The 21464-nt window shown below is 62.7% G+C and carries 17 protein-coding genes and 3 tRNA genes; 17 read left to right on the top strand and 3 right to left on the bottom strand.

What is annotated here, in order from left to right:
- Positions 1–86 precede the first annotated feature (86 nt).
- From SOP95_RS08680 to SOP95_RS08600, 17 genes are all read left to right on the top strand, one after another.
- A complete protein-coding gene (locus tag SOP95_RS08680) occupies positions 87–1097 on the top strand; it encodes an aspartate-semialdehyde dehydrogenase (protein WP_274075420.1) in 1011 nt (336 codons plus the stop codon).
- Positions 1098–1274: 177 nt separating this feature from the next.
- Positions 1275–3953, top strand: coding sequence for a FimV/HubP family polar landmark protein (locus SOP95_RS08675; RefSeq protein WP_323606837.1), 2679 nt, complete (start codon positions 1275–1277; stop codon positions 3951–3953).
- Positions 3954–4223: 270 nt separating this feature from the next.
- On the top strand, positions 4224–5048 hold the full coding sequence (gene truA / locus SOP95_RS08670) for a tRNA pseudouridine(38-40) synthase TruA (RefSeq protein ID WP_274075521.1): 825 nt from the start codon (positions 4224–4226) through the stop codon (positions 5046–5048).
- A gap of 63 nt (positions 5049–5111) precedes the next feature.
- Positions 5112–5738 (top strand): phosphoribosylanthranilate isomerase, encoded by a 627-nt coding sequence (locus tag SOP95_RS08665; protein WP_274075418.1) that lies wholly within the window; start codon positions 5112–5114, stop codon positions 5736–5738.
- A 185-nt stretch (positions 5739–5923) separates the two neighbouring features.
- Positions 5924–6844, top strand: a complete 921-nt coding sequence (gene accD, locus SOP95_RS08660; protein ID WP_323606836.1) for an acetyl-CoA carboxylase, carboxyltransferase subunit beta — start codon at positions 5924–5926, stop codon at positions 6842–6844.
- Positions 6841–8148 (top strand): bifunctional tetrahydrofolate synthase/dihydrofolate synthase, encoded by a 1308-nt coding sequence (gene folC, locus SOP95_RS08655; protein WP_323606835.1) that lies wholly within the window; start codon positions 6841–6843, stop codon positions 8146–8148. The genes accD and folC overlap by 4 nt, the downstream gene beginning before the upstream one ends.
- Positions 8132–8800 (top strand): SPOR domain-containing protein, encoded by a 669-nt coding sequence (locus SOP95_RS08650; RefSeq protein WP_323606834.1) that lies wholly within the window; start codon positions 8132–8134, stop codon positions 8798–8800. Before folC ends, SOP95_RS08650 begins: the two co-directional genes overlap by 17 nt.
- 98 nt (positions 8801–8898) lie before the next feature.
- Entirely contained in the window at positions 8899–9459 is a 561-nt protein-coding gene (locus tag SOP95_RS08645; protein WP_274075414.1) for a CvpA family protein, read from the top strand.
- Positions 9460–9500: 41 nt separating this feature from the next.
- Positions 9501–11006, top strand: coding sequence for an amidophosphoribosyltransferase (purF, locus tag SOP95_RS08640; protein WP_274075413.1), 1506 nt, complete (start codon positions 9501–9503; stop codon positions 11004–11006).
- Positions 11007–11137: 131 nt separating this feature from the next.
- Positions 11138–12349 (top strand): O-succinylhomoserine sulfhydrylase, encoded by a 1212-nt coding sequence (locus tag SOP95_RS08635; protein ID WP_323606833.1) that lies wholly within the window; start codon positions 11138–11140, stop codon positions 12347–12349.
- Positions 12346–13119: an SDR family oxidoreductase gene (locus SOP95_RS08630; protein ID WP_323606832.1), complete on the top strand. Its 774-nt coding sequence runs from the start codon at positions 12346–12348 to the stop codon at positions 13117–13119. Before SOP95_RS08635 ends, SOP95_RS08630 begins: the two co-directional genes overlap by 4 nt.
- Before the next feature lie 184 nt (positions 13120–13303).
- Positions 13304–13379 (top strand) — tRNA-Val (locus SOP95_RS08625).
- 53 nt (positions 13380–13432) lie between these two features.
- A tRNA-Asp gene (locus SOP95_RS08620) sits at positions 13433–13509 on the top strand.
- 92 nt (positions 13510–13601) lie between these two features.
- A tRNA-Asp gene (locus SOP95_RS08615) sits at positions 13602–13678 on the top strand.
- A gap of 247 nt (positions 13679–13925) precedes the next feature.
- Entirely contained in the window at positions 13926–14435 is a 510-nt protein-coding gene (locus tag SOP95_RS08610) for a sigma-70 family RNA polymerase sigma factor (RefSeq protein ID WP_274075410.1), read from the top strand.
- Complete coding sequence (locus SOP95_RS08605; protein WP_323606831.1) at positions 14432–15376, top strand: FecR domain-containing protein; 945 nt, start codon at positions 14432–14434, stop codon at positions 15374–15376. Before SOP95_RS08610 ends, SOP95_RS08605 begins: the two co-directional genes overlap by 4 nt.
- Before the next feature lie 66 nt (positions 15377–15442).
- Complete coding sequence (locus SOP95_RS08600; RefSeq protein ID WP_323606830.1) at positions 15443–17866, top strand: TonB-dependent receptor; 2424 nt, start codon at positions 15443–15445, stop codon at positions 17864–17866.
- 130 nt (positions 17867–17996) lie between these two features.
- On the opposite strand, the gene aldA is transcribed toward SOP95_RS08600, so the two are convergent.
- Genes aldA through rhmD form a run of 3 tightly spaced genes read right to left on the bottom strand, consistent with a single transcriptional unit; the run spans position 17997 to position 21449 of the window.
- Positions 17997–19430, bottom strand: a complete 1434-nt coding sequence (aldA, locus tag SOP95_RS08595) for an aldehyde dehydrogenase (RefSeq protein WP_323606829.1) — start codon at positions 19428–19430, stop codon at positions 17997–17999.
- 19 nt (positions 19431–19449) lie between these two features.
- Positions 19450–20250 carry an HpcH/HpaI aldolase/citrate lyase family protein gene (locus tag SOP95_RS08590; RefSeq protein WP_323606828.1) on the bottom strand — a complete coding sequence of 267 codons (801 nt, stop codon included), beginning with the start codon at positions 20248–20250 and terminating at the stop codon, positions 19450–19452.
- A gap of 14 nt (positions 20251–20264) precedes the next feature.
- Positions 20265–21449: an L-rhamnonate dehydratase gene (gene rhmD, locus SOP95_RS08585; RefSeq protein ID WP_274075405.1), complete on the bottom strand. Its 1185-nt coding sequence runs from the start codon at positions 21447–21449 to the stop codon at positions 20265–20267.
- Positions 21450–21464 lie beyond the last annotated feature (15 nt).

Genomic DNA, 21464 nt, shown 5'->3' with positions numbered 1-21464 from the left:
CGGGCGCCGAAGGGCTCGCCCGAATTGCCTGTACATCCACCACCCGGTAAAGTGCCGCTCCCCCCGTTTCGCCAGAGGTAAAACCCATGAGCCAGACCATTGATATTGCCGTGATCGGCGCCACCGGTACTGTCGGCGAAACGCTGGTGCAGATTCTCGAAGAGCGCGATTTCCCGATCGGCACCCTGCATTTACTGGCCAGCAGCGAATCCGCCGGCAGTTCGGTGCCGTATCGCGGCAAGAACGTGCGGGTGCGCGAAGTCGATGAGTTCGACTTCAGCAAGGTTCAGCTGGTGTTTTTTGCCGCCGGTCCCGCCGTGACATTGAGTTATGCCGCCCGTGCCACCGCCGCCGGTTGCTCGCTGATCGACCTCTCCGGCGCCTTGCCGGCCGACCAGGCGCCACAGGTGGTCCCGGAAGCGAATGCGCAGGTGCTGGCCGGCCTGAAAAAGCCATTTCAGGTCAGCAGCCCGAGCCCGTCGGCCACCACCCTGGCAGTCGTGCTCGCCCCCTTGCTGGGTTTGCTCGATTTGCAGCGCATCAACCTGACCGCCAGCCTGGCAGTGTCGGCCCAGGGCCGCGAAGCCGTGACCGAACTGGCCCGGCAAACCGCCGAACTGCTCAATGTGCGCCCACTGGAGCCGACCTTCTTTGACCGGCAGATGGCATTCAACCTGCTGGCCCAGGTCGGCAAACCGGATGAACAGGGCCATACCGTGCTGGAAAAGCGCCTGGTGCGCGAGCTGCGCCAGGTCATGGCGCTGCCTTCTTTGAAGATTTCCGTGACTTGCATTCAAGCCCCGGTGTTTTTTGGCGATAGCTATAGCGTGACTCTGCAGTCCGCGAGCGACATCGATCTGGTCAAGGTCAATGCCGCACTCGAAGACGCGCCCGGTATCGAGCTGGTGGAAGCCGGCGACTACCCGACAGCGGTTGGTGATGCCGTGGGCCAGGATGTTGTCTACGTTGGTCGGGTGCGCCTGGGGATCGACGAACCGTCGGAACTTAATCTGTGGCTGACGTCAGATAACGTACGCAAAGGCGCGGCCCTCAATGCTGTGCAGCTGGCCGAGTTGTTGATAAAAGACCTGCTGTAAAAGATACTTCCAAACGAGCGCCATGCCTGGCCGTAATGCCGAAGGCGAGCCACCCTGCAGGGCGTTGCAGGGCATGCATGAAACGATCGCGCGCGGCGACCTTCGCCCGCGCGCAATGCCTTACGGCAGCGGCTACTTACCTCGCTGGCCGAGGAATGTAAAAACTAAGGATAAGCTATGGTTCAAGTTCGCAAACTGGTGTTAGCAATAGCGGCCGCCTCGGCGCTGTCCTCCGGTATGGCGCATGCCCTCGGGCTCGGGGAACTGACCCTGAAATCGACGCTGAACCAGCCGCTGGTGGCGGAAATCGAGTTGCTCGACGTCAAGGAACTCACCGCCGCCGAAGTGGTGCCGAGCCTGGCTTCACCAGAAGATTTCGCCAAGGCCGGTGTCGACCGCCAGGCGTTTCTCAACGACCTGACCTTTACCCCGGTGCTCAACGCCAGCGGTAAAAGCATCCTGCGCGTGACCTCCAGCAAGCCCCTGAGCGAACCGATGGTGAAATTCCTGGTTCAGGTGATGTGGCCCAACGGTCGTCTGCTGCGCGATTACAGCGTATTGCTCGATCCATCCAAATTCTCGCCGCAGACCGCTGACGCGGCTGCGCAGCCTGCACCTGTTCAAACCGGTACGACGCCCGTCACCGGTGCGACCCCACCGGCTGAATACACCACCACAAAGCGCGATACCCTGTGGGAAATCGCCGCGAAGGCTCGCAATGGCGGTTCGATCCAGCAAACCATGCTCGCCATCCAGGCGCTGAACCCGGATGCCTTCATCGATGGCAACATCAACCGGCTCAAGACCGGCCAGGTGCTGCGTCTGCCGGATCAGGCCCAAACCACGAGCCTGCCGCAAGCCAAGGCCATCGCCGAAGTGGCTGCACAAAACACCGCCTGGCGTCAGGGGCGTCGTTATGTCGCCAAGCCGGGTACTGGCCAGCAGCAGCTCGATGCGACCAATCGCGGTCGCGGTGAAGCACCTTCGGCACAAGCCGCCCAGGACAAGCTGAGCCTGGTGTCCGCCGAATCCGGCAAGGCCGGTGCCAAGGGCGCCGCGGGCGATGCCAAGGCCTTGAACAACCAGCTGGCGGTGACCCAGGAAAGCCTCGATACCAAGCGCCGTGACAGCGCTGAACTGAAAAGCCGCATGACCGATCTGCAAAGCCAGATGGACAAGCTGCAACGTCTCATCGAGCTGAAGAACAACCAACTGGCCAAATTGCAGGCCGACGGTGCGGCCGGGGCGCCTGCGGAGACTGCAACCGTTGCGGCGATCCCGGCTGAGCCGGCGACCGATCCTGCGGCAACGCCTGCCGAAGCGCCGGCGCCAGCCGAAGCGACAGCGCCCACGGCAGACTCGGCTGCAGCGGCGCCTGAAACGGCTGCAGCTCCAACTGCGGTTCCGGCCGACACTCCGATCGAACCGAAGCCTGCTGCCTCCAACGATCAGAAATTCAACGAGCTGCTGACCAATCCGTTGCTCTTGGGCCTGGCGGGTGGCGGGGCAATCGTGGTGCTGCTGTTGCTGCTGTTGCTGGCCCGTCGCCGCAAAGCCCAGCAGGAAGCCGAAAAACACCTGCGAATGGCCCGCGCCCTGGCAGAAGAGCAGGAGTTCTCCAGCGAGCTTGACCTGTCCAAAGGCATCTTCGAGGACCTGGACGTCGAGCCGCCGACCCCGAAACTGGCCACGGCACCCGCTCCAGCGCCAGCTCCAGCCCCGGTGATTGCCCCGGTTGTAGTCACGCCGCCGATTGCTGCACCCTTGGTATCGCCCGCCGCCGAGCATTCCGACGACGTGCTGGGCCGCGCGCAGTCGCACATCGACGGTGGTCGCCTGAACCAGGCCGCCGCGCTGCTGGAAGAGGGCGTCAAGCAGGAGCCGCAACGCAGCGAGTTGCGCCTTAAGCTGATGGAAGTCTACGGCTTGCAGGGTGACCGCGACGCGTTCGTGGTCCAGGAGCGGCAGTTGGTGGCCAACGGCGACAACTATGCCCAGGTCGAAAAACTCAAGAGCCGTTTCCCGGCCATGGCACTGGTCGCTGCCGGCGGTATTGCCGCTGCCGCCGCTGCTGCGGAACTGGACGCGCAGTACGTCAAGGACCTGTTGCTCGACGAGCCGCAATCGCCGGCTGCGGTCGAAGACGATTTCGACAGCGCTTTCGACCTGAGCCTGGATGACCTGGAAAATGTCACGCCGGTCACGGTTGCGCCAGTACCGGAGCCGGAGCCATTGCCAGAGCCAGCACCGGAAGCAACCCTGGCCGACCTGGAAGACTTCCCCCAGGACGATGACCTGAGTTTCGAGTCGGTCTTGCAGCAACAGACTGAAATCAAGGAAAACCTCGATGACCTGTCGGAGTTCGACCTGGACATGGACCTCGGTGGCGAGCCTTCGCCGGCGATCCTGGCCGAAGACGATTTCCTGCTGAGCCTGGACGAAGACATCAAGGACCTGCCGGCCGCGCCAGTACCAGACGTGCCACAAGTGACCCTCGACGATCTGGACCTACCGGCCGATTTCGACTTGTCGCTGGCCGATGAAATGGACGAAACGCCGCCTGCGCAGGCGTTCAGCACTGAGCTGGATGACGTCAGCGCCGAACTGGACGACCTGTCCCGGAGCATCAGCGAGCCGAGCTTCACGGTAGATGACGCCCTGGCCACCGTGGATGACGAGCCGGAGTTCGATTTCCTCTCCGGCACAGACGAAGTCGCCACCAAGCTCGACCTGGCCCAGGCCTATATCGACATGGGCGACAACGATGGTGCCCGCGACATCCTCAACGAGGTGGTGACCGAAGGCGACGACGGCCAGAAGAGCGAAGCCAGGGAGATGCTGGCGCGTCTGGCTTGAGTCATTTGTTGCAAGCAGAACGGCAGCCCATCGAGGCTGCCGTTTTTGTTTGCGGGTGATGTGATGGTGTCTGAGGTGCCGCTATCGCCAGCAGGCTAGCTCCCACACAAACCCCTTGTGGGAGCCAGCCTGCTGGCGATGGGGCCCTCCCATTCACCGCAGGAACCTCTGTTGTACTGGCGTCCTCGTCTGGCCGCCTTATAATGCCCCCCTTTGCGCACATCAGCAGGCTGTCCCTCCTTGGCAAACATAGATAACCCGGCCGCCGAAATGGCGGCCGACGGCTTTTTCCGGATCGCGTTGGGCGTTGAATACAAGGGCTCGCGTTATCGTGGCTGGCAGCGCCAGGCCTCGGGCGTGCTCACGGTGCAGGAAACCCTCGAAAACGCCTTGTCCAAGGTGGCCGACTCCCCCGTTTCGCTGCTCTGCGCCGGGCGCACCGATGCCGGCGTGCACGCCTGTGGACAGGTCGTGCACTTCGACACGCAGGTCGAGCGTTCGATGAAGGCCTGGGTCATGGGTGCCAATATCAATCTGCCCCACGATGTCAGCGTCAGTTGGGCCAAGGTCATGCCGGCGCATTTCCATGCCAGGTTCAAGGCCATTGCCCGGCGCTATCGCTATGTGATCTACAACGACCAGATCCGTCCGGCGCACCTGAACGAAGAAATCACCTGGAACCACCGCCCGCTGGATGTCGAGCGCATGGCCGAAGCGGCCCGCTACCTGGTGGGCACCCACGATTTCAGCGCCTTCCGTGCCGGCCAGTGCCAGGCCAAGTCGCCGATCAAGGAGCTTCATCACCTGCGCGTCACGCGTCACGGCAAGATGATCGTGCTGGATATCCGTGCCAGCGCCTTCCTGCACCACATGGTGCGCAACATTGCCGGCGTACTGATGACCATCGGTTCCGGCGAGCGTCCGGTGGAGTGGATGAAGGAAGTGCTGGAGAGCCGTATTCGCCGTTCCGGCGGGGTGACAGCGCATCCGTTCGGCCTGTATCTGGTGCAGGTCGAGTATCGTGACGAGTTCCAGCTGCCGGAGCGTTTCATTGGCCCACATTTCCTCACCGGTTTCAGCGAACTTGACGGCTGACGCCTTCGAACGCTTTTGTTACCATCCGGGACTTTCTCGGATTTGCCGTGGGGATTAATCGACATGTCAGCCGTTCGCAGCAAGATTTGCGGGATTACCCGCATAGAGGATGCGTTGGCGGCGGTCGAGGCCGGGGCCGATGCCATCGGTTTTGTGTTCTACGCCAAGAGCCCGCGGAACGTGACGTTCCAGCAGGCGCGCGCGATCATCAAGGCGTTGCCGCCGTTCGTCACCACCGTGGGCCTGTTCGTCAACGCCAGCCGTTGCGAGCTGGGAGAAATCCTCGACGCGGTGCCGCTGGACCTGTTGCAGTTCCATGGCGATGAAAGTTCTGAGGACTGCGAAGGCTGGCATCGTCCGTACATCAAGGCGCTGCGGGTCAAGGCCGGGGACGATATCGCGGCGGCTTGCGACGCTTATCCGGGTGCCAGCGGTATTTTGCTCGACGCCTATGTCGAAGGTGTTCCCGGTGGAACCGGTCAGGCGTTCGACTGGTCATTGATACCGCAAGGCTTGAGCAAGCCGATCATCCTGGCGGGCGGCCTGACCCCGGAAAACGTCGCCGAGGCGGTGGCGCGGGTTCGACCGTATGCGGTGGATGTCAGTGGCGGGGTAGAGGCGAGCAAGGGCATCAAGGATCACGCAAAGATTCAGGCATTCATCAAGGCAGTCCGTGGCACCTTGATGTGACGGCTGGCAGACTGCCGCCGTCCACTGCACTGTACAAAACGGCTGAGGATTGATGGGCTGTACGCAGGTCACGCTTCACTGACCCGGCACCCATCGAACATCGCCGCACACATGAATTTAGCTCAAGGGCATACGCGGGGCTGCGAACCAGAGCGTTCGGGCCGCCGGTACTGGAGAAAGAAAGCATGAGCAACTGGTTAGTAGACAAACTGATCCCTTCGATCATGCGTTCCGAGGTCAAGAAGAGCTCGGTGCCTGAAGGTCTTTGGCACAAATGCCCGTCTTGCGAGGCTGTGCTGTATCGTCCAGAGCTGGAAAAGACCCTGGACGTTTGCCCCAAGTGCAATCACCACATGCGTATCGGCGCACGCGCGCGCATCGACATCTTCCTCGATGCCGAAGGTCGTACCGAACTGGGCGCCGACCTGGAGCCGGTTGACCGCCTGAAATTCCGCGACGGCAAGAAGTACAAGGATCGCCTGACCGCGGCGCAGAAGCAGACCGGCGAAAAAGACGCGCTGATCTCGATGAGCGGTACCCTGCTGGGCATGCCGGTGGTGGTGTCGGCGTTCGAATTCTCCTTCATGGGTGGTTCGATGGGCGCCATCGTCGGTGAGCGCTTCGTGCGCGCCGCCAACTACGCCCTGGAAAATCGCTGCCCGATGATCTGCTTCTCCGCCTCCGGTGGCGCGCGGATGCAGGAAGCCCTGATCTCCCTGATGCAAATGGCCAAGACCTCGGCGGTCCTGGCGCGTCTGCGTGAAGAAGGCATTCCGTTCATCTCCGTGCTGACCGACCCGGTCTACGGTGGTGTTTCCGCCAGCCTGGCGATGCTGGGCGACGTGATCGTCGGCGAGCCGAAAGCCCTGATCGGCTTTGCCGGCCCGCGCGTGATCGAGCAGACCGTGCGCGAAAAACTGCCGGAAGGCTTCCAGCGCAGCGAGTTCCTGCTGGAGCACGGCGCGATCGACATGATCATTCACCGTCAGGAACTGCGGCCGCGCCTGGGTAACCTGCTGGCGCAAATGATGGGCCTGCCGACGCCGAAATTCGTCGCTGCACCCATCGAGCCAATCGTCGTTCCACCGGTACCTGCCAACATATGACCGAACGTACCCTTGGCGAGTGGCTCGCCTACCTTGAGCAGTTGCACCCTTCGGCCATCGACATGGGCCTTGAGCGCTCGCAGCAGGTAGCGTCCCGCATGGGACTGGGCAAGCCGGCGCCTCGGGTGATCACGGTCACCGGCACCAATGGCAAGGGCTCGACCTGTGCGTTCGTGGCGTCATTGCTGCGGGCGCAGGGCCTGAACGTCGGTGTCTACAGTTCTCCGCACCTGCTGCGTTACAACGAGCGGGTGCAGGTCAATGGCGTCGAAGCTACTGACGCCGAGCTGTGCCGGGCTTTCACGGCGGTCGAGGCCGGCCGCGGCGACACATCCCTGACCTATTTCGAGATGGGTACCCTGGCAGCGTTCTGGCTGTTTCAACAGTCCAGACTCGACGCCGTGGTGCTGGAAGTCGGCTTGGGCGGGCGTCTGGACACGGTCAACGTGGTGGACGCCGACATGGCGCTGGTCACCAGCATTGGCGTCGACCATGCGGATTACCTGGGCGATACCCGTGAGTCCGTGGCTTTCGAGAAGGCCGGGATCTTCCGTCAGGGCGCGCCCGCGCTCTGCGGTGACCTGAATCCCCCGCAACCCCTGCTGGACAAGGCGCGCGAGCTCAACTGCCCGTTTTTCCTGCGTGGGCGCGATTTCGACCTGGGTGTGACTGACCACAGCTGGCAGTGGCGTGGTGTTGACGCGCAAGGGCGTGCAGTCGAGCTGCGCGACCTGCCGTTGCTCGACCTGCCGATGGAAAACGCCGCCTTGGCGTTGCAGGCCTATCTGCTGCTCGGTTTACCTTGGGTGCAGGCGCAGATTGTCCAGGCGCTGCAAGCGACGCGGATGATCGGTCGTCTTGATCGTCGGCAAGTCGACTGGCAGGGCAAGCGCCTTAACTTGTTGCTGGATGTGGGGCATAACCCCCATGCCGCCGAGTATCTGGCCCGTCGCCTGGCCAGCCGACCACCGGCTGGCAAGCGCCTGGCGGTCTTCGGATTGCTGGCGGACAAGGATCTGGATGGTGTTGTGGGCGAATTGAGTGCTAGTGTCGAGCACTGGGCCGTTGCGCCGCTGGATTCGCCGCGGGCGCGACCGGTGGCTGACTTGCGCGAGGCGCTGGACAAGCGCGGTGCTGCGGTGACGTCCTATGACAGCGTGGCCGCCGCCCTGGAAGGGCAGTGTGCGCGGGCGACGAGCGACGACGAGATTCTGTTGTTCGGATCATTCTATTGTGTTGCCGAGGCCCTCGAGTGGCTGGCCCGGCGCTCCACGGAGGAAGCGGCAAATGGCATTGCTGGATAAGGCTTACAAGCAGCGCATGGTCGGCGCCCTGGTTCTGGTGGCGTTGGCGGTGATCTTCCTGCCGATGCTGTTTTCCCGCCAGGACGAGCAGCGCCAGGTGACGGTCCAGGCCCCGGCGGCGCCGCAAGCGCCGGTGATGCCGCAAGTGCAGGTGGAGCCGGTGGTGGTGCCTGAACCCCAGGCCCTGCCGCAGGAGCCCGTGCCGAGCGACGAGGAAATCGCCCAGCAGGAAGCGCCGGTTGCCCCGGTTGCGCCTGCCGCTCCGGCGCCTGCCGTCAAACCGGTCACACCGCCCCCGGCACCTGCGCCCGTCCCGGCGCTGGCTGCCAAGCCTGCCACGGCGCCGTCGCAACCGATCAGCGCCGCACCGGGCAAGCCGGATACCACGCAAAGCCGTGTCGACGCCAATGGCCTGTCGGTCAGCTGGTCGGTGCAACTGGCCAGCCTGGCCAACCGTGAGAGTGCGGAAAAGCTGCAGAAAACCCTGCGCAGCCAGGGTTACAATGCCTACATCCGCACTGCCGATGGCAAGAATCGGGTGTTCGTCGGGCCGCTGATCGAGCGTGCAGAAGCCGATCGCCTGCGCGACTTGCTGAACCGCCAGCAGAACCTCAAGGGCTTTGTCGTGCGCTTTCAGCCAGAGCGTGGCTAAATCTATCGACACGATTTGAAATGCACTGACAATCGCAGCTTACCGATAAGCATGGGCTCTGCTAAAATGCGCCGCCTTATCCGTCTGTAGGCTGCACTGTGCCATTTACCTGGGTTGACTGGGCGATCGTTGCAATCGTCGCCATCTCCGCATTGATCAGTCTGAGCCGCGGCTTCGTCAAGGAAGCACTGTCGCTCGTGACCTGGATCATCGCAGGAGCCGTTGCCTGGATGTTTGGTGGCTCATTGTCCGAGTACCTCGCCGGATACATCCAGACCCCATCGGCTCGTATAATCACGGGCTGTGCCATCATGTTTGTCGCCACGCTGATCGTAGGCGCAATGATCAATTATCTTATCGGCGAGTTGGTTCGCGTCACCGGGTTGTCCGGGACCGATCGATTCCTCGGCATGGCCTTCGGCGCGGCGCGTGGCGTGTTGCTGGTGGTCGTGGCGGTCGGGCTGTTGAGCCTGGGGCCGGTACAGCAGGACGGGTGGTGGAAAGAGTCCCAGCTCGTGCCAAGATTTTTATTGGTCGCCGACTGGTCCAAGAACCTGATTCTCGGGTGGAGCAGTCAGTGGCTTGCCAGCGGTATCAGCGTACCCGCTGATATACCGTTCAAGGAGCAGCTCTTGCCGATGGCCAAAACGCCTCAGTGAGTGTTGTTCAGTTCAGATCCATTAAGTAGGGGTTGCGTCGCATGTGTGGCATCGTCGGTATCGTCGGTAAGTCGAACGTCAATCAGGCGCTGTATGACGCGCTAACCGTCCTCCAGCACCGCGGCCAGGACGCTGCCGGTATCGTGACCAGCCATGATGGCCGGTTATTCCTGCGCAAGGACAACGGCCTGGTGCGTGACGTGTTCCAGCAGCGTCACATGCAGCGCCTGGTCGGCCACATGGGCATTGGCCATGTGCGCTATCCGACCGCGGGCAGCTCGACTTCGGCCGAAGCTCAACCGTTTTACGTCAACTCGCCTTACGGCATCACCCTGGCGCACAACGGTAACCTGACCAACGTTGAACAGTTGGCCAAGGAGATTTACGAATCTGACCTGCGCCACGTCAACACCAGCTCCGATTCGGAAGTACTGCTGAACGTGTTCGCACACGAGCTGGCCCAGCGCGGCAAGCTGCAGCCGACCGAAGAAGACGTGTTCGCTGCCGTTACCGACGTGCACAACCGCTGCGTCGGTGGCTACGCGGTAGTGGCCATGGTGACCGGCTACGGCATCGTCGGTTTCCGCGACCCGCACGGCATCCGCCCGATCGTGTTCGGCCAGCGTCACACCGACGAAGGCGTCGAGTACATGATCGCCTCCGAGAGCGTGTCCCTGGACGTGCTCGGTTTCACCCTGATCCGCGACCTGGCACCGGGCGAAGCGGTCTACATCACCGAAGACGGCAAGCTGCACACCCGTCAGTGCGCGACCAACCCGTCCCTGACCCCGTGCATCTTCGAACACGTCTACCTGGCGCGTCCGGACTCGATCATCGACGGCGTGTCGGTGTACAAGGCGCGCCTGCGCATGGGCGAGAAGCTCGCCGAGAAGATCCTGCGCGAACGTCCTGATCACGACATCGACGTGGTCATCCCGATCCCGGACACCAGCCGCACCGCGGCCCTGGAGCTGGCGAACCACCTGGGCGTGAAATTCCGCGAAGGTTTCGTGAAGAACCGCTACATCGGCCGGACCTTCATCATGCCGGGCCAGGCTGCGCGGAAAAAATCCGTACGCCAGAAGCTCAACGCCATCGAACTGGAATTCCGCGGCAAGAACGTGATGCTGGTGGACGACTCGATCGTGCGCGGCACCACCTGCAAGCAGATCATCCAGATGGCACGCGAAGCGGGCGCCAAGAACGTCTACTTCTGCTCCGCAGCCCCGGCCGTGCGTTTCCCGAACGTCTATGGCATCGACATGCCGAGCGCCCACGAGCTGATCGCCCACAACCGTTCGACCCAGGACGTTGCGGACCTGATCGGCGCCGACTGGCTGATCTATCAGGACCTGCCTGACTTGATCGAAGCGGTCGGTGGCGGCAAGATCAAGATCGAGAACTTCGATTGCGCGGTGTTCGACGGCAAGTATGTGACCGGCGATGTCGACGAGGCTTACCTGAACAAGATCGAACAGGCACGTAACGATGCCTCCAAGGTCAAGACCCAGGCGGTCAGCGCGATCATCGATCTGTACAACAACTGAGTAAAGCCGGCCTTGTAGGAGCGAGGCTTGCCGCGAAGCTTTTGGCGTATCCAAAGGATCCTTCGCGGGCAAGCCACGCTCCTGCAGGGCCGGTTTCGTATCTACTACCGAATAAGGCAAGGAGTGACAGCATGAGTCAGGATTGGGATGCCGGTCGGTTGGACAGCGACCTCGAAGGCGTAGCGTTCGATACCCTGGCCGTACGTGCCGGTCAGCACCGTACGCCGGAAGGCGAACACGGTGATCCGATGTTCTTCACTTCCAGCTATGTATTCCGCACCGCTGGCGACGCCGCCGCACGTTTTGCCGGGGAAGTGCCGGGTAACGTCTACTCGCGCTACACCAACCCGACCGTACGTGCCTTCGAAGAGCGCATTGCCGCCCTGGAAAGCGCCGAGCAAGCCGTGGCCACCGCCACCGGCATGGCCGCGATCATGGCGGTGGTGATGAGCCTGTGCAGTGCCGGCGACCACGTGCTGGTGTCGCGCAGCGTATTCGGCTCGACCATCAGCCTGTTCGAGAAGTACTTCAAGCGCTTCGGTGTCGAAGTCGACTACGTGCCCCTGGCGGACCTGTCCGGCTGGGACGCGGCGATCAAGGCCAACACCAAGTTGCTGTTCGTCGAATCGCCGTCCAACCCGTTGGCTGAGCTGGTGGATATCGCCGAACTGGCGAACATCGCGCACGCCAAGGGCGCGATGCTGGTGGTCGACAACTGCTTCTGCACCCCGGCGCTGCAACAGCCGCTGAAACTGGGTGCGGACATCGTCGTGCACTCGGCGACCAAGTTCATCGACGGCCAGGGCCGTTGCATGGGCGGGGTCGTGGCCGGGCGCAGCGAGCAGATGAAAGAAGTGGTTGGCTTCCTGCGCACCGCCGGGCCGACCCTGAGCCCGTTCAACGCCTGGATCTTCCTCAAGGGCCTGGAAACCCTCAACCTGCGGATGAAGGCCCATTGTGCCAACGCCCAGGAGCTGGCCGAGTGGCTGGAGCAGCAGGACGGCATCGAGAAAGTCCATTACGCCGGTCTCAAGAGCCATCCGCAGTACGAGCTGGCCCTGCGTCAGCAGAAGGGCTTCGGCGCGGTAGTGAGTTTCGAGGTCAAGGGCGGCAAAGAGGGCGCCTGGCGCTTCATCGATGCGACCCGCCTGATTTCGATCACGGCGAACCTGGGCGATAGCAAGACCACCATCACCCACCCGAGCACCACCTCCCACGGCCGCCTGGCGCCCCAGGAGCGTGAAGCTGCGGGTATTCGTGACAGCCTGATCCGCATTGCGGTCGGCCTGGAAGACGTGGCAGACCTGCAAGCCGACCTGGCGCGCGGGTTGGCTGCCTTGTGATCGAGTTGTCCACGCCACCGGGTTCCAATGGTCGCGTCGCGCTGGTGACCGGCGCGGCGCGGGGCATTGGCCTGGGTATTGCGGCCTGGTTGATCAGCGAAGGCTGGCAAGTGGTGCTCACGGACCTGGATCGCGATCGTGGCTCGAGGGTGGCGAAGGTGCTGGGCGACAACGCCTGGTTCATCGCCATGGACGTCTCCAACGAAGGGCAGGTGGCCCTGGGCGTTGCCGAGGTGCTGGGGCAGTTCGGGCGCCTGGATGCGCTGGTGTGCAATGCAGCGGTGGCCGATCCGCATAACATCACCCTGGAAAGCCTCGACCTGGCGTACTGGAACCGGGTGCTGGCGGTGAACCTCAGTGGGCCGATGCTGTTGGCCAAGCACTGTGCGCCGTACCTGCGGGCCCATAGCGGGGCGATCGTCAACCTGGCCTCGACCCGCGCCGGGCAGTCGGAACCGGACACCGAGGCCTATGCCGCGAGCAAGGGCGGTTTGTTGGCCCTGACTCACGCACTGGCGATCAGTCTTGGTCCGGAGATTCGGGTCAATGCCGTGAGCCCCGGCTGGATCGATGCGCGGGACCCTTCGCTGCGTCGTGCCGAGCCGCTAACCGATGCCGACCATGCCCAGCATCCGGCGGGCAGGGTAGGGACGGTTGAGGATGTGGCGGCGATGGTGGCCTGGCTGCTGTCGAAGAATGCTGGTTTTGTCACTGGCCAGGAGTTTGTGGTCGATGGCGGCATGACCAAGAAGATGATCTATGAGCAGTGAAGGGCAGCTTCAAGCTTCAAGCTGCAAGTTAAAGCCTGACAGCGGTGCGCCTGCTTCGTGGGTAACCGCTTCTCTCTTGTAGCTCAAAGCTTGCCGCTAAAAGCTGTTTTTAAAAAAAACTTCAATCCTGCTATTGACTTAGGTTCGCTACCTGCGTAAATTTCGCGGCCTCGGAGATGCAAACGGGTGATTAGCTCAGCTGGGAGAGCGTCTGCCTTACAAGCAGAATGTCGGCGGTTCGATCCCGTCATCACCCACCACTCCCGAGAAACTTGCGAAAGCAAGCCGTAGGCTGAAATGCCTGCACCGACGCGCAGCGGTAGTTCAGTCGGTTAGAATACCGGCCTGTCACGCCGGGGGTCGCGGGTTCGAGTCCCGTCCGCTGCGCCATATTTTCCGAGTCAGGCCTGCCTGGCTCGAGATTGAAAAGCTACTGAGTTTTCAATCAGACGAGTTACTTGAGCATCTGCTCAAAGCGATACGCAGCGGTAGTTCAGTCGGTTAGAATACCGGCCTGTCACGCCGGGGGTCGCGGGTTCGAGTCCCGTCCGCTGCGCCATATCTGCTCCAAGGCCCACTGAACGCCTTGGAGCTACGAAGAAAGCCACTGGCTACTTCGAGTCGATAGCAAAGACCCTGGTCGAAAGACCGGGGTTTTTTGTTTCTGGAATATGCCTTTTTCTCCTCGATGACGCTTGCCGTCCAATCTTTCTGCGCATCCGCTGCATAAAGCACTTGGTGCTGCCTCGTGACATTAATTAGAATCACTCTCATTTACGATAACGCCTGGCACAGGGTTTCTTCAGATGAGTGATGCAGCGATGGCGAAGGAGCAAACCCTTCACGACCTGTACCGCGATCACCGTAGCTGGCTTGAGAGCTGGCTGAGGCGACGCATGGGCAACGCTTGTGATGCGGCGGACCTGAGCCAGGATACCTTCTTGCGTTTGCTCGCCAGCTCCCAGCGCATTGCCGACCTGCAAGAGCCCCGTGCCTATCTGCTGACGGTGGGCAAGCGCCTGCTGAGCAATTTCTACCAGCGGCGCAGTCTGGAACAGGCTTACCTGAGTGCGTTGGCGTCCCTGCCCGAAGAATGTGCGCCGTCCCCGGAACAGCGTTGGCTGCTGCTGGAAACCCTGCAAGCGCTGGACGAACTGCTCGATGGTTTGCCCAGGGCCGTGCGCCGGGCGTTTCTCTGGAGTCAGCTCGAGGGCTTGACCTACCAGCAGATCGCCGAGCGCCTGTCGGTGTCGGAACGTACGATCAAACGCTACATGGCCCAAGCCTATGAGCATTGCCTGTTGGTGGACCTGTGACCAGCCCGGCGGCCGACGTTCGCCAGGCCGTGCGCGCCGCCGCGCAGTGGCTGGCGTTGCTCGAGTCCGGAGGTGCCACCGATCAGGACCGGGCGAACCTGCAACGCTGGCGCGACAGCTGCCGCAGTCATGAACACGCCTGGCAAAAGGCCCAGGCCTTGCGCCAGCGCTTTGCCGACCTGCCTCCCGCGCTGGCCATGAGCAGCCTCGATCGCCCCGATCCTGCGCGACGCGTAGTGCTCAAGCGCGCATTGGGCGCGGTGGCGCTGGTGCCGGCAGCCTGGCTGATCAGCCGGCAATTGCCACTGGACGTCTGGCGCGCCGACCTGCACACCGCCACGGGCGAGCGCAAGCAGGTACCCCTGGCCGATGGCAGTGTCCTGCAGCTCAATACGGCCAGCGCCGTCGATGTGGATTTGCCGAATCGTCGGGTGAAACTGGTGGAGGGCGAAATGTCGCTGAAGGTGCCGGGTGCATCGCCCTTGATGATCCAGACCCGGTTCGGTCAGGTGACCGTCAGTCAAGGCGAAGCCTGCGTGCGCCAGGGCAGCCGCGGATGCCGGGTATCGGTGTTCAGCGGTGCCGTGCAGTTGCAACCCTTGCAGGGCGCGGCGCTGACGTTGCGCGCGGGCCAGCAGGTCGATCTGCAAGCGGCAGGTGCCGCCGCGATACAGGCTTTTGATGTGTTGCAACCCGGCTGGCGCGAAGGCGTATTGATGGCCAGCAACCAGCCACTGGGGGAATTCCTGCGCGAACTCGACAGCTATCGACCGGGTGTCCTGCGTTGGGCGCCGGAACTCGAAGCGCTGCGGGTCACTGGCAGTTTCCGCCTGGACGACACCGATCGCATCCTCGCGCTGCTCGCGGCCAGCCTGCCGCTGGAGGTGGAAATGCGTACTCGCTATTGGGTAACGCTGACGCCGCGCAAAAAAGTTGCGTGAAGCCTGTCCCCTTTTTTCGACTCGCTTGTCATTCAAGGCAACTGAACGCACAAGAGAGCCTTTTCAATGCCCGCCGTAAAGTCTTGCCGTCCACGCCCGGCGTCGTCCGGTCTGCGCCCGTTGTTGCGCCTGAGCCTGTTGTTGAGCCTGAGTGCCAGCCCGATCTTCATCAGCCATGCCTGGGCCGAAGACGCCACTCGTCGCAGTTATCAGGTGCCGGCCGGCAGCCTGAGCGATGCGCTCACCCGGTTCGCCGGCCTGGCCGGGGTCAACCTGTCGGTGGATCCGGCGCTGGTCAGCGGTCGCAGCAGTGCGGGACTTTCCGGTAACTATGGGGTGGAGGAGGGCTTCGTGCGCCTGTTGCAGAATTCCGGCCTGCAACTGCAACCGGTGGGCGAGCAGGCGTACATCCTGATTCCCGAACCATCGGGCAGCAGCCTGCAACTGGGCGCCACTTCCATTTACGCGACAGCGGGTGACGCCGTCGACCCGGTGTACGCCGGTGGCCAGGTTGCACGCCGTGGCTCGCAAGGCTTGCTCGGCTCGCAAGACTTCATGGAAACGCCGTTCAGCATGACCACCTACACCAGCGAGGCGGTGAAAAACCTGCAGGCGCGTACCCTGGGCGACCTGGTGGCCAGCGATCCCTCGGTTCGCGCGACCAATCCGGCGGGAGGGCGTTATGAGCAGTTCACCATTCGCGGACTCAGCCTGTTCAACAGCGATGTTTCCTACAACGGTCTGTACGGTGTCCTGCCGACCTATACCATCGACATGGAGATGGCCGACCGCGTCGACATCCTCAAGGGCCCCAGCCAGCTGGTCAACGGCATCTCGCCACGGGGCAGCGTGGGCGGCGGGATCAACGTGGTGCCAAAGCGTGCGACCGACCAGCCGATCACCTCGTTCACCGGCAGTTACGCCTCCAACAACCAGCTTGGCGGTGCCGTGGATGTAGGCCGGCGCTTTGGTGAGGAGGACATGTTCGGCATTCGTTTCAACGGCGTGAAGCAGTCTGGCGACACCGACTGGGATCACCAGAGCGTCGACCGCGAGATGGCGGTGCTGGGCCTGGATTTTCGCGGTGACCGCCTGCGCCTCTCGACCGACATCGGCCACACCGAACGTAATACCGATGCCCCCCAGGAGCGCGTGCAGATTGGCGTCAACGCGAAGGTGCCGAATGCCAACGATGTCCGCGACAACTATGCGCAGCCCTGGAGCCAGGCGCGCACCACGGACACTTTCGGCACGCTGAACGGTGAATTCGATGTCAGCGATTCAGTGCTGTTGTACGGCGGTGTGGGCGCGCGCAAAAGCAACCATGACTTTCTCAGGCATGCCGTAGCGGTCACCAACGATGCGGGTGATTTCAGCGTGCTGCCGCGGGACTTCACCCGCGACGAAAACGTGCGCACGGCCACGGCCGGCGTGCGCAACTGGTTTCATACCGGCCCGGTCAGCCATCAGGTCAACCTGGCCGCCAGCTATTTCTACATGGACTTCGAGAATGGCGGCGCCCGTTACGCTGCGGCCCCCAGCAACCTTTACGACCCCGTGGAAACCCCGACACCCGTACGGCCCACGCGCTTCGACCCAGAGGTCTATACCGAGAACCGCTTCAGCAGCGTGGCCTTGTCCGACACCCTGGGTTTCTTCGATGACCGCCTGCTGCTGACCCTCGGCGGCCGCTGGCAGCGGGTGCAGGTGGATGACTGGTCGGATGACGTCAAGGGCGACACCGCCTATGACGAGGAAAAATTCTCGCCATCGGGTGGCATCCTGTTCAAGGCCACCGACAAGCTGTCGCTGTACGCCAACTACATGGAAGGCCTGAGCCAGGGCAAGATCGCCCCGTCCACCTCGATCAACGAGGATGAAATCTTCCCGCCGTTCATCAGTCGCCAGGTCGAGGTCGGCGCCAAGTACGACGCCGGTGCGTTCGCGGTCACCGCTGCGGTGTTCCGGATCAAGCAACCGGCCTACGAGACCAACGCCACAACGCGGGTCTTCGGCCCCAACGGCAAGCGGCAGAACGATGGTGTGGAGCTGAGCGTGTTCGGCGAACCGCTCGACGGATTCCGGCTGCTCGGTGGGGTGATGTACATCGACAGCGAGTTGAACGACACCACCAATGGCACCTTCGACGGCAACCGCGCGCCGGCCACGCCGAAGTACAACGTCAACCTGGGCGCCGAGTGGGACGTGCCGAACGTCCAGGGCCTGACCCTGACCAGTCGCGGCATCTACTCCAGCTCGCAGTACCTGGACCAGTCCAACAACAAGGAAATCGATTCGTGGGAGCGTTTCGACGTGGGCGCGCGTTATGCGTTCAGGGTTGATGAAAAGACCATTACCGTGCGGGGCAATATCGAGAACGTGGCGGACAAGCGCTACTGGAGTTCGGCGGGGGCTTCGGATGACAGCGAGCCGGGGTTGACGCTGTCGACGCCACGGACCTATTTGCTGTCGGCGACTGTGGACTTCTGATGGTCTTGTGTTGACTGATCTGACGTCTTCGCGAGCAAGCCCGCTCCCACATTTGATTGTGTGTTCGACACAGAAACCAATGTGGGAGCGGGCTTGCTCGCGAAGGCGGCATCAGCAACACCGCAGGTATTCAGCCCTGCAGATACACCGCATGAGTATGGGTGTACTCATACAACCCATGCTTGCCATCCGCCCCGCCAATCCCCGATTTACGCACCCCGGCATGAAACCCCTGCATCGCTTCGAAGTTCTCGCGATTGACGTAGGTTTCGCCAAAATCCAGCTCGCGCATGGCGTGCAGGGTCTTGCTCAGGTCCCGGGTGTAGATCGACGAGGTCAGGCCATAGTCGCAGTCGTTGGCCAGGGCGATGGCTTCATCCAGGTCGTCGACGATCTGGATCGGCAGCACCGGACCGAAGATTTCCTCGCGCATGATCTCCATGTCGGCGCGGCAGCCCGCCAGGACCGTGGGCTGGAAGTGAAAGCCGTTCGGCAGGTCGGCAACCTGCCCGCCGCTGATCAGGCTGGCGCCCTGGCTCAGTGCTGTACGGACTTTACGGTTGACGCTGTCCAGGCCCTGGCGATTGATCAGCGGGCCCATCTCCACATCGGGTTGCGCAATCGGGTCGCCATAGCGGGTCGCGCTCATGGCGGCGGCGATGCGCTCGATGAATTGATCCGCCACCTTGCGTTCGACATACACCCGCTCGGCGCAATTGCACACCTGGCCGCTGTTGATGATCCGCGAATCGCGAATGGCCTTCACCGCCAGGTCCAGGTCGGCATCCGCCAGCACGATGGCCGGGGCCTTGCCACCCAGTTCCAGATTGAGCTTGGTGATGTTCGGTGCGGCGGCGGCCATGATCCGTGAACCGGTGGCGACGCTGCCGGTGAAACTGATCATGTCCACGCCTTTGTGCCCACTGAGCGCCGCGCCAACCTGGCCGTCACCGCAAACCACGTTGAATACACCGGGCGGCAGGTCGGTTTCTGCCACCAGTCGGGCGAACTCGAAACAGTTGTTCGGCGTTTCTTCACTCGGTTTGATGACGATGGTGTTGCCGGTCAGCAGGGCGGGGGCCATCTTGCGGGCAATCAGGAAGAACGGGAAATTCCACGGCAGGATCCCCGCCACCACCCCCAGGGGTTTGCGGAACAGGAAGATGTTTTCGTTCTGGCGGTCGCTGGTGATGATTTCACCTTCGATGCGCCGCGCCCACTCGGCCATGTAGTCGAGGTAGTCGGCGGTGAAGTTGACTTCGACTTCGGCCAGGCCGCTGATCTTGCCTTGTTCCAGGGTGATGGTGCGCGCCAGGTGCGCAACGTTTTCCCGCAGTTTGGCGGCGATGCGCCGTAGGTAACCGGCGCGCTCATTCGCCGGCTTGCGCGCCCAGTCCTTTTGCGCGGAGCGCGCCGCAGCGAGGGCGCGATCGACGTCTTCGGCATTCGACGCCGGCACCTTCGACAACAAGGCACCGGTGGCCGGGTTGATCACGTCAATGTGGGCAGCGCTGGCCACGAACTGGCCGTTGATGAAGTTTTCGTAAACAGGCACGGATGACATGGAACGACTCCTTGGCTGATCAGTAGGTACGCGACGGCGCGTGTTCGGTGGCCGGTGTGCGGTAGCGGGCGAGGGTGGCCATGGCGCTCTGGCGCAGCAGGCTGATGTCGATGGCCACGGCGATGAACTGGCAGCCCCAGCCCTGATAGCGCCGCGCGTCTTCTTCATTGGGTGCGAGGATGCCGCAGGCCTTGCCGGCCGCCAGCGTCGCGTTGACCGCGTGTTGAATGCGTTCCTGAACTTCCGGGTGACCGGGATTGCCGGCATGGCCCAGACCAATGGACAGATCCGCCGGGCCGATGAACACCGCGTCGACGCCTTCGACGGCGGCAATGGCTGCGACGTTTTCCACGCCGAGCCGCGATTCCACCTGCACGATCAGGCACAGCTGTTCATGGGCGGTGTTCAGGTAATCCGGCACGCCGTCCCAGCGAGTGGCGCGGGTCAGGCCGCCGCCGACGCCACGGATGCCGTGGGGTGGGTACCGCATGGCGCGGACCAGGGCCTGGGCCTGTTCGGCGGTTTCGACCATCGGGATCATCAGCGTCTGCGCACCGATATCCAGCACCTGCTTGATCAGGTTGGCGTCGCCATTCACGGCGCGCACGATGGGTGCCGTGGGGTAGGGCGCCACGGCCTGCAATTGGGCGAGTACGCCGGGCACGGTATTGGGTGCGTGTTCACCGTCGATCAGCATCCAGTCATAACCGGTGGTGGCGACGATCTCGGCGGCGTAGCCGGTGGCGAACCCGGCCCAGATGCCATATTGCGGCGCAGGTTTGTTCAGGGCGGCCTTGAAAGCGTTGTGCGGCATGTTCATCACGAACTCCTGGCTCAGCGGCTATACGGCCGATGCAGTTGGCATTCCGGGTTGAGGGTCACGCCGAATCCTGGCTGGTCGAGTGCCGACAGGCGCATGCGACCGTTCACCGGTACCGGTTCGCCGAGCAATTGCGGATGGAACATCGGCACCACTTCGTCGGCTTTGGGCGCCATCATCAGGAATTCGGCGAACGGGCTGTTATGCCGGGTGGCGACGAAGTGATAGCTGTACACCGACGAGCCGTGGGGAATGACCAGGGCGTTGTGGGCGTCGGCCAGGGCCGAGATCTTCACCAGTTCGGTGAGGCCGCCGCACCAGCCGACATCCGGCTGGATGATGTCGCAGCAGCCCATCTCCAGCAGCATGCGGAAGCCCCAGCGGGTGGCTTCATGTTCGCCGGTGGTCACCAGCATGCCTTTGGGCACGTTGTTGCGCAGGGCCGCGTAGCCCCAGTAATCGTCCGGCGGCAGGGCTTCTTCGATCCACTTCAAGCCATGTTCGTGGGCGCCGACCGCCAGTCTGGTGGCGTAGTTGAGGTCCAGGCTCATCCAGCAATCGAGCATCAGCCAGAAGTCCGGGCCGACCCGTTCGCGCATGGTCGCCAGTTCTTCGAGGTTCTTGCGCAGGCCTTCCTCGCCTTCGGCCGGGCCATGGTGCAGCGGCATCTTGCCGCCGATAAAACCCATTTTCTGCGCCAGGTCCGGGCGGGCGCCGGTGGCGTAGAACTGCAATTCATCGCGCACCGCGCCGCCGAGCAACTGGTGCACCGGCTCCTGGCGGATCTTGCCGAGCAAGTCCCACAGCGCCAGGTCGACCCCGGAAATCGTGTTGATCACGATGCCTTTGCGCCCGTAATACAGGGTCGATTGGTACATCTGGTCCCAGATCTTTTCGATGTCGGTGACTTTCGCCCCTTCGAGGAAGCGCGCCAGGTGTTTCTCGACGATGTAGGCGGCCGGCTCGCCGCCCGTGGTCACCGCAAAACCAACCGTGCCGTCGCTGGCTTCGATCTCCACCACCAGGGTGCCGAGCACGTTGATGCCGAAGGTGCGGCGGCTCTGGCGGTACTCCGGGTATTTGCTCATCGGCGTGGCAATGTGATCGTCGATCCAGTGGCCATCGGCCTGATCGTGGTAATCCGCGCCGCCGCCTCGCAGAGTGAAAGCGCGGACGTGCTTGATGGTTGGAATGCCCATGGTGTGATTCCTTTT

The sequence above is a fragment of the Pseudomonas sp. YuFO8 genome (assembly GCF_035065025.1).
Lineage (GTDB): Bacteria > Pseudomonadota > Gammaproteobacteria > Pseudomonadales > Pseudomonadaceae > Aquipseudomonas > Aquipseudomonas putida_AE.
Note: the sequence above shows the minus strand (reverse complement) of the source record. Positions and strands in the feature narration are given on the sequence as shown.

Coding starts and splice junctions, on each gene's coding strand:
- purF (WP_274075413.1), top strand. CDS start 9,501: ATGTGTGGCATCGTCGGTATCGTCGGTAAGTCGAACGTCAATCAGGCG.
- SOP95_RS08590 (WP_323606828.1), bottom strand. CDS start 20,250: ATGAACATGCCGCACAACGCTTTCAAGGCCGCCCTGAACAAACCTGCG.
- SOP95_RS08675 (WP_323606837.1), top strand. CDS start 1,275: ATGGTTCAAGTTCGCAAACTGGTGTTAGCAATAGCGGCCGCCTCGGCG.
- rhmD (WP_274075405.1), bottom strand. CDS start 21,449: ATGGGCATTCCAACCATCAAGCACGTCCGCGCTTTCACTCTGCGAGGC.
- aldA (WP_323606829.1), bottom strand. CDS start 19,430: ATGTCATCCGTGCCTGTTTACGAAAACTTCATCAACGGCCAGTTCGTG.
- SOP95_RS08650 (WP_323606834.1), top strand. CDS start 8,132: ATGGCATTGCTGGATAAGGCTTACAAGCAGCGCATGGTCGGCGCCCTG.
- SOP95_RS08665 (WP_274075418.1), top strand. CDS start 5,112: ATGTCAGCCGTTCGCAGCAAGATTTGCGGGATTACCCGCATAGAGGAT.
- truA (WP_274075521.1), top strand. CDS start 4,224: ATGGCGGCCGACGGCTTTTTCCGGATCGCGTTGGGCGTTGAATACAAG.
- SOP95_RS08600 (WP_323606830.1), top strand. CDS start 15,443: ATGCCCGCCGTAAAGTCTTGCCGTCCACGCCCGGCGTCGTCCGGTCTG.
- SOP95_RS08635 (WP_323606833.1), top strand. CDS start 11,138: ATGAGTCAGGATTGGGATGCCGGTCGGTTGGACAGCGACCTCGAAGGC.
- SOP95_RS08680 (WP_274075420.1), top strand. CDS start 87: ATGAGCCAGACCATTGATATTGCCGTGATCGGCGCCACCGGTACTGTC.
- SOP95_RS08610 (WP_274075410.1), top strand. CDS start 13,926: ATGAGTGATGCAGCGATGGCGAAGGAGCAAACCCTTCACGACCTGTAC.
- folC (WP_323606835.1), top strand. CDS start 6,841: ATGACCGAACGTACCCTTGGCGAGTGGCTCGCCTACCTTGAGCAGTTG.
- accD (WP_323606836.1), top strand. CDS start 5,924: ATGAGCAACTGGTTAGTAGACAAACTGATCCCTTCGATCATGCGTTCC.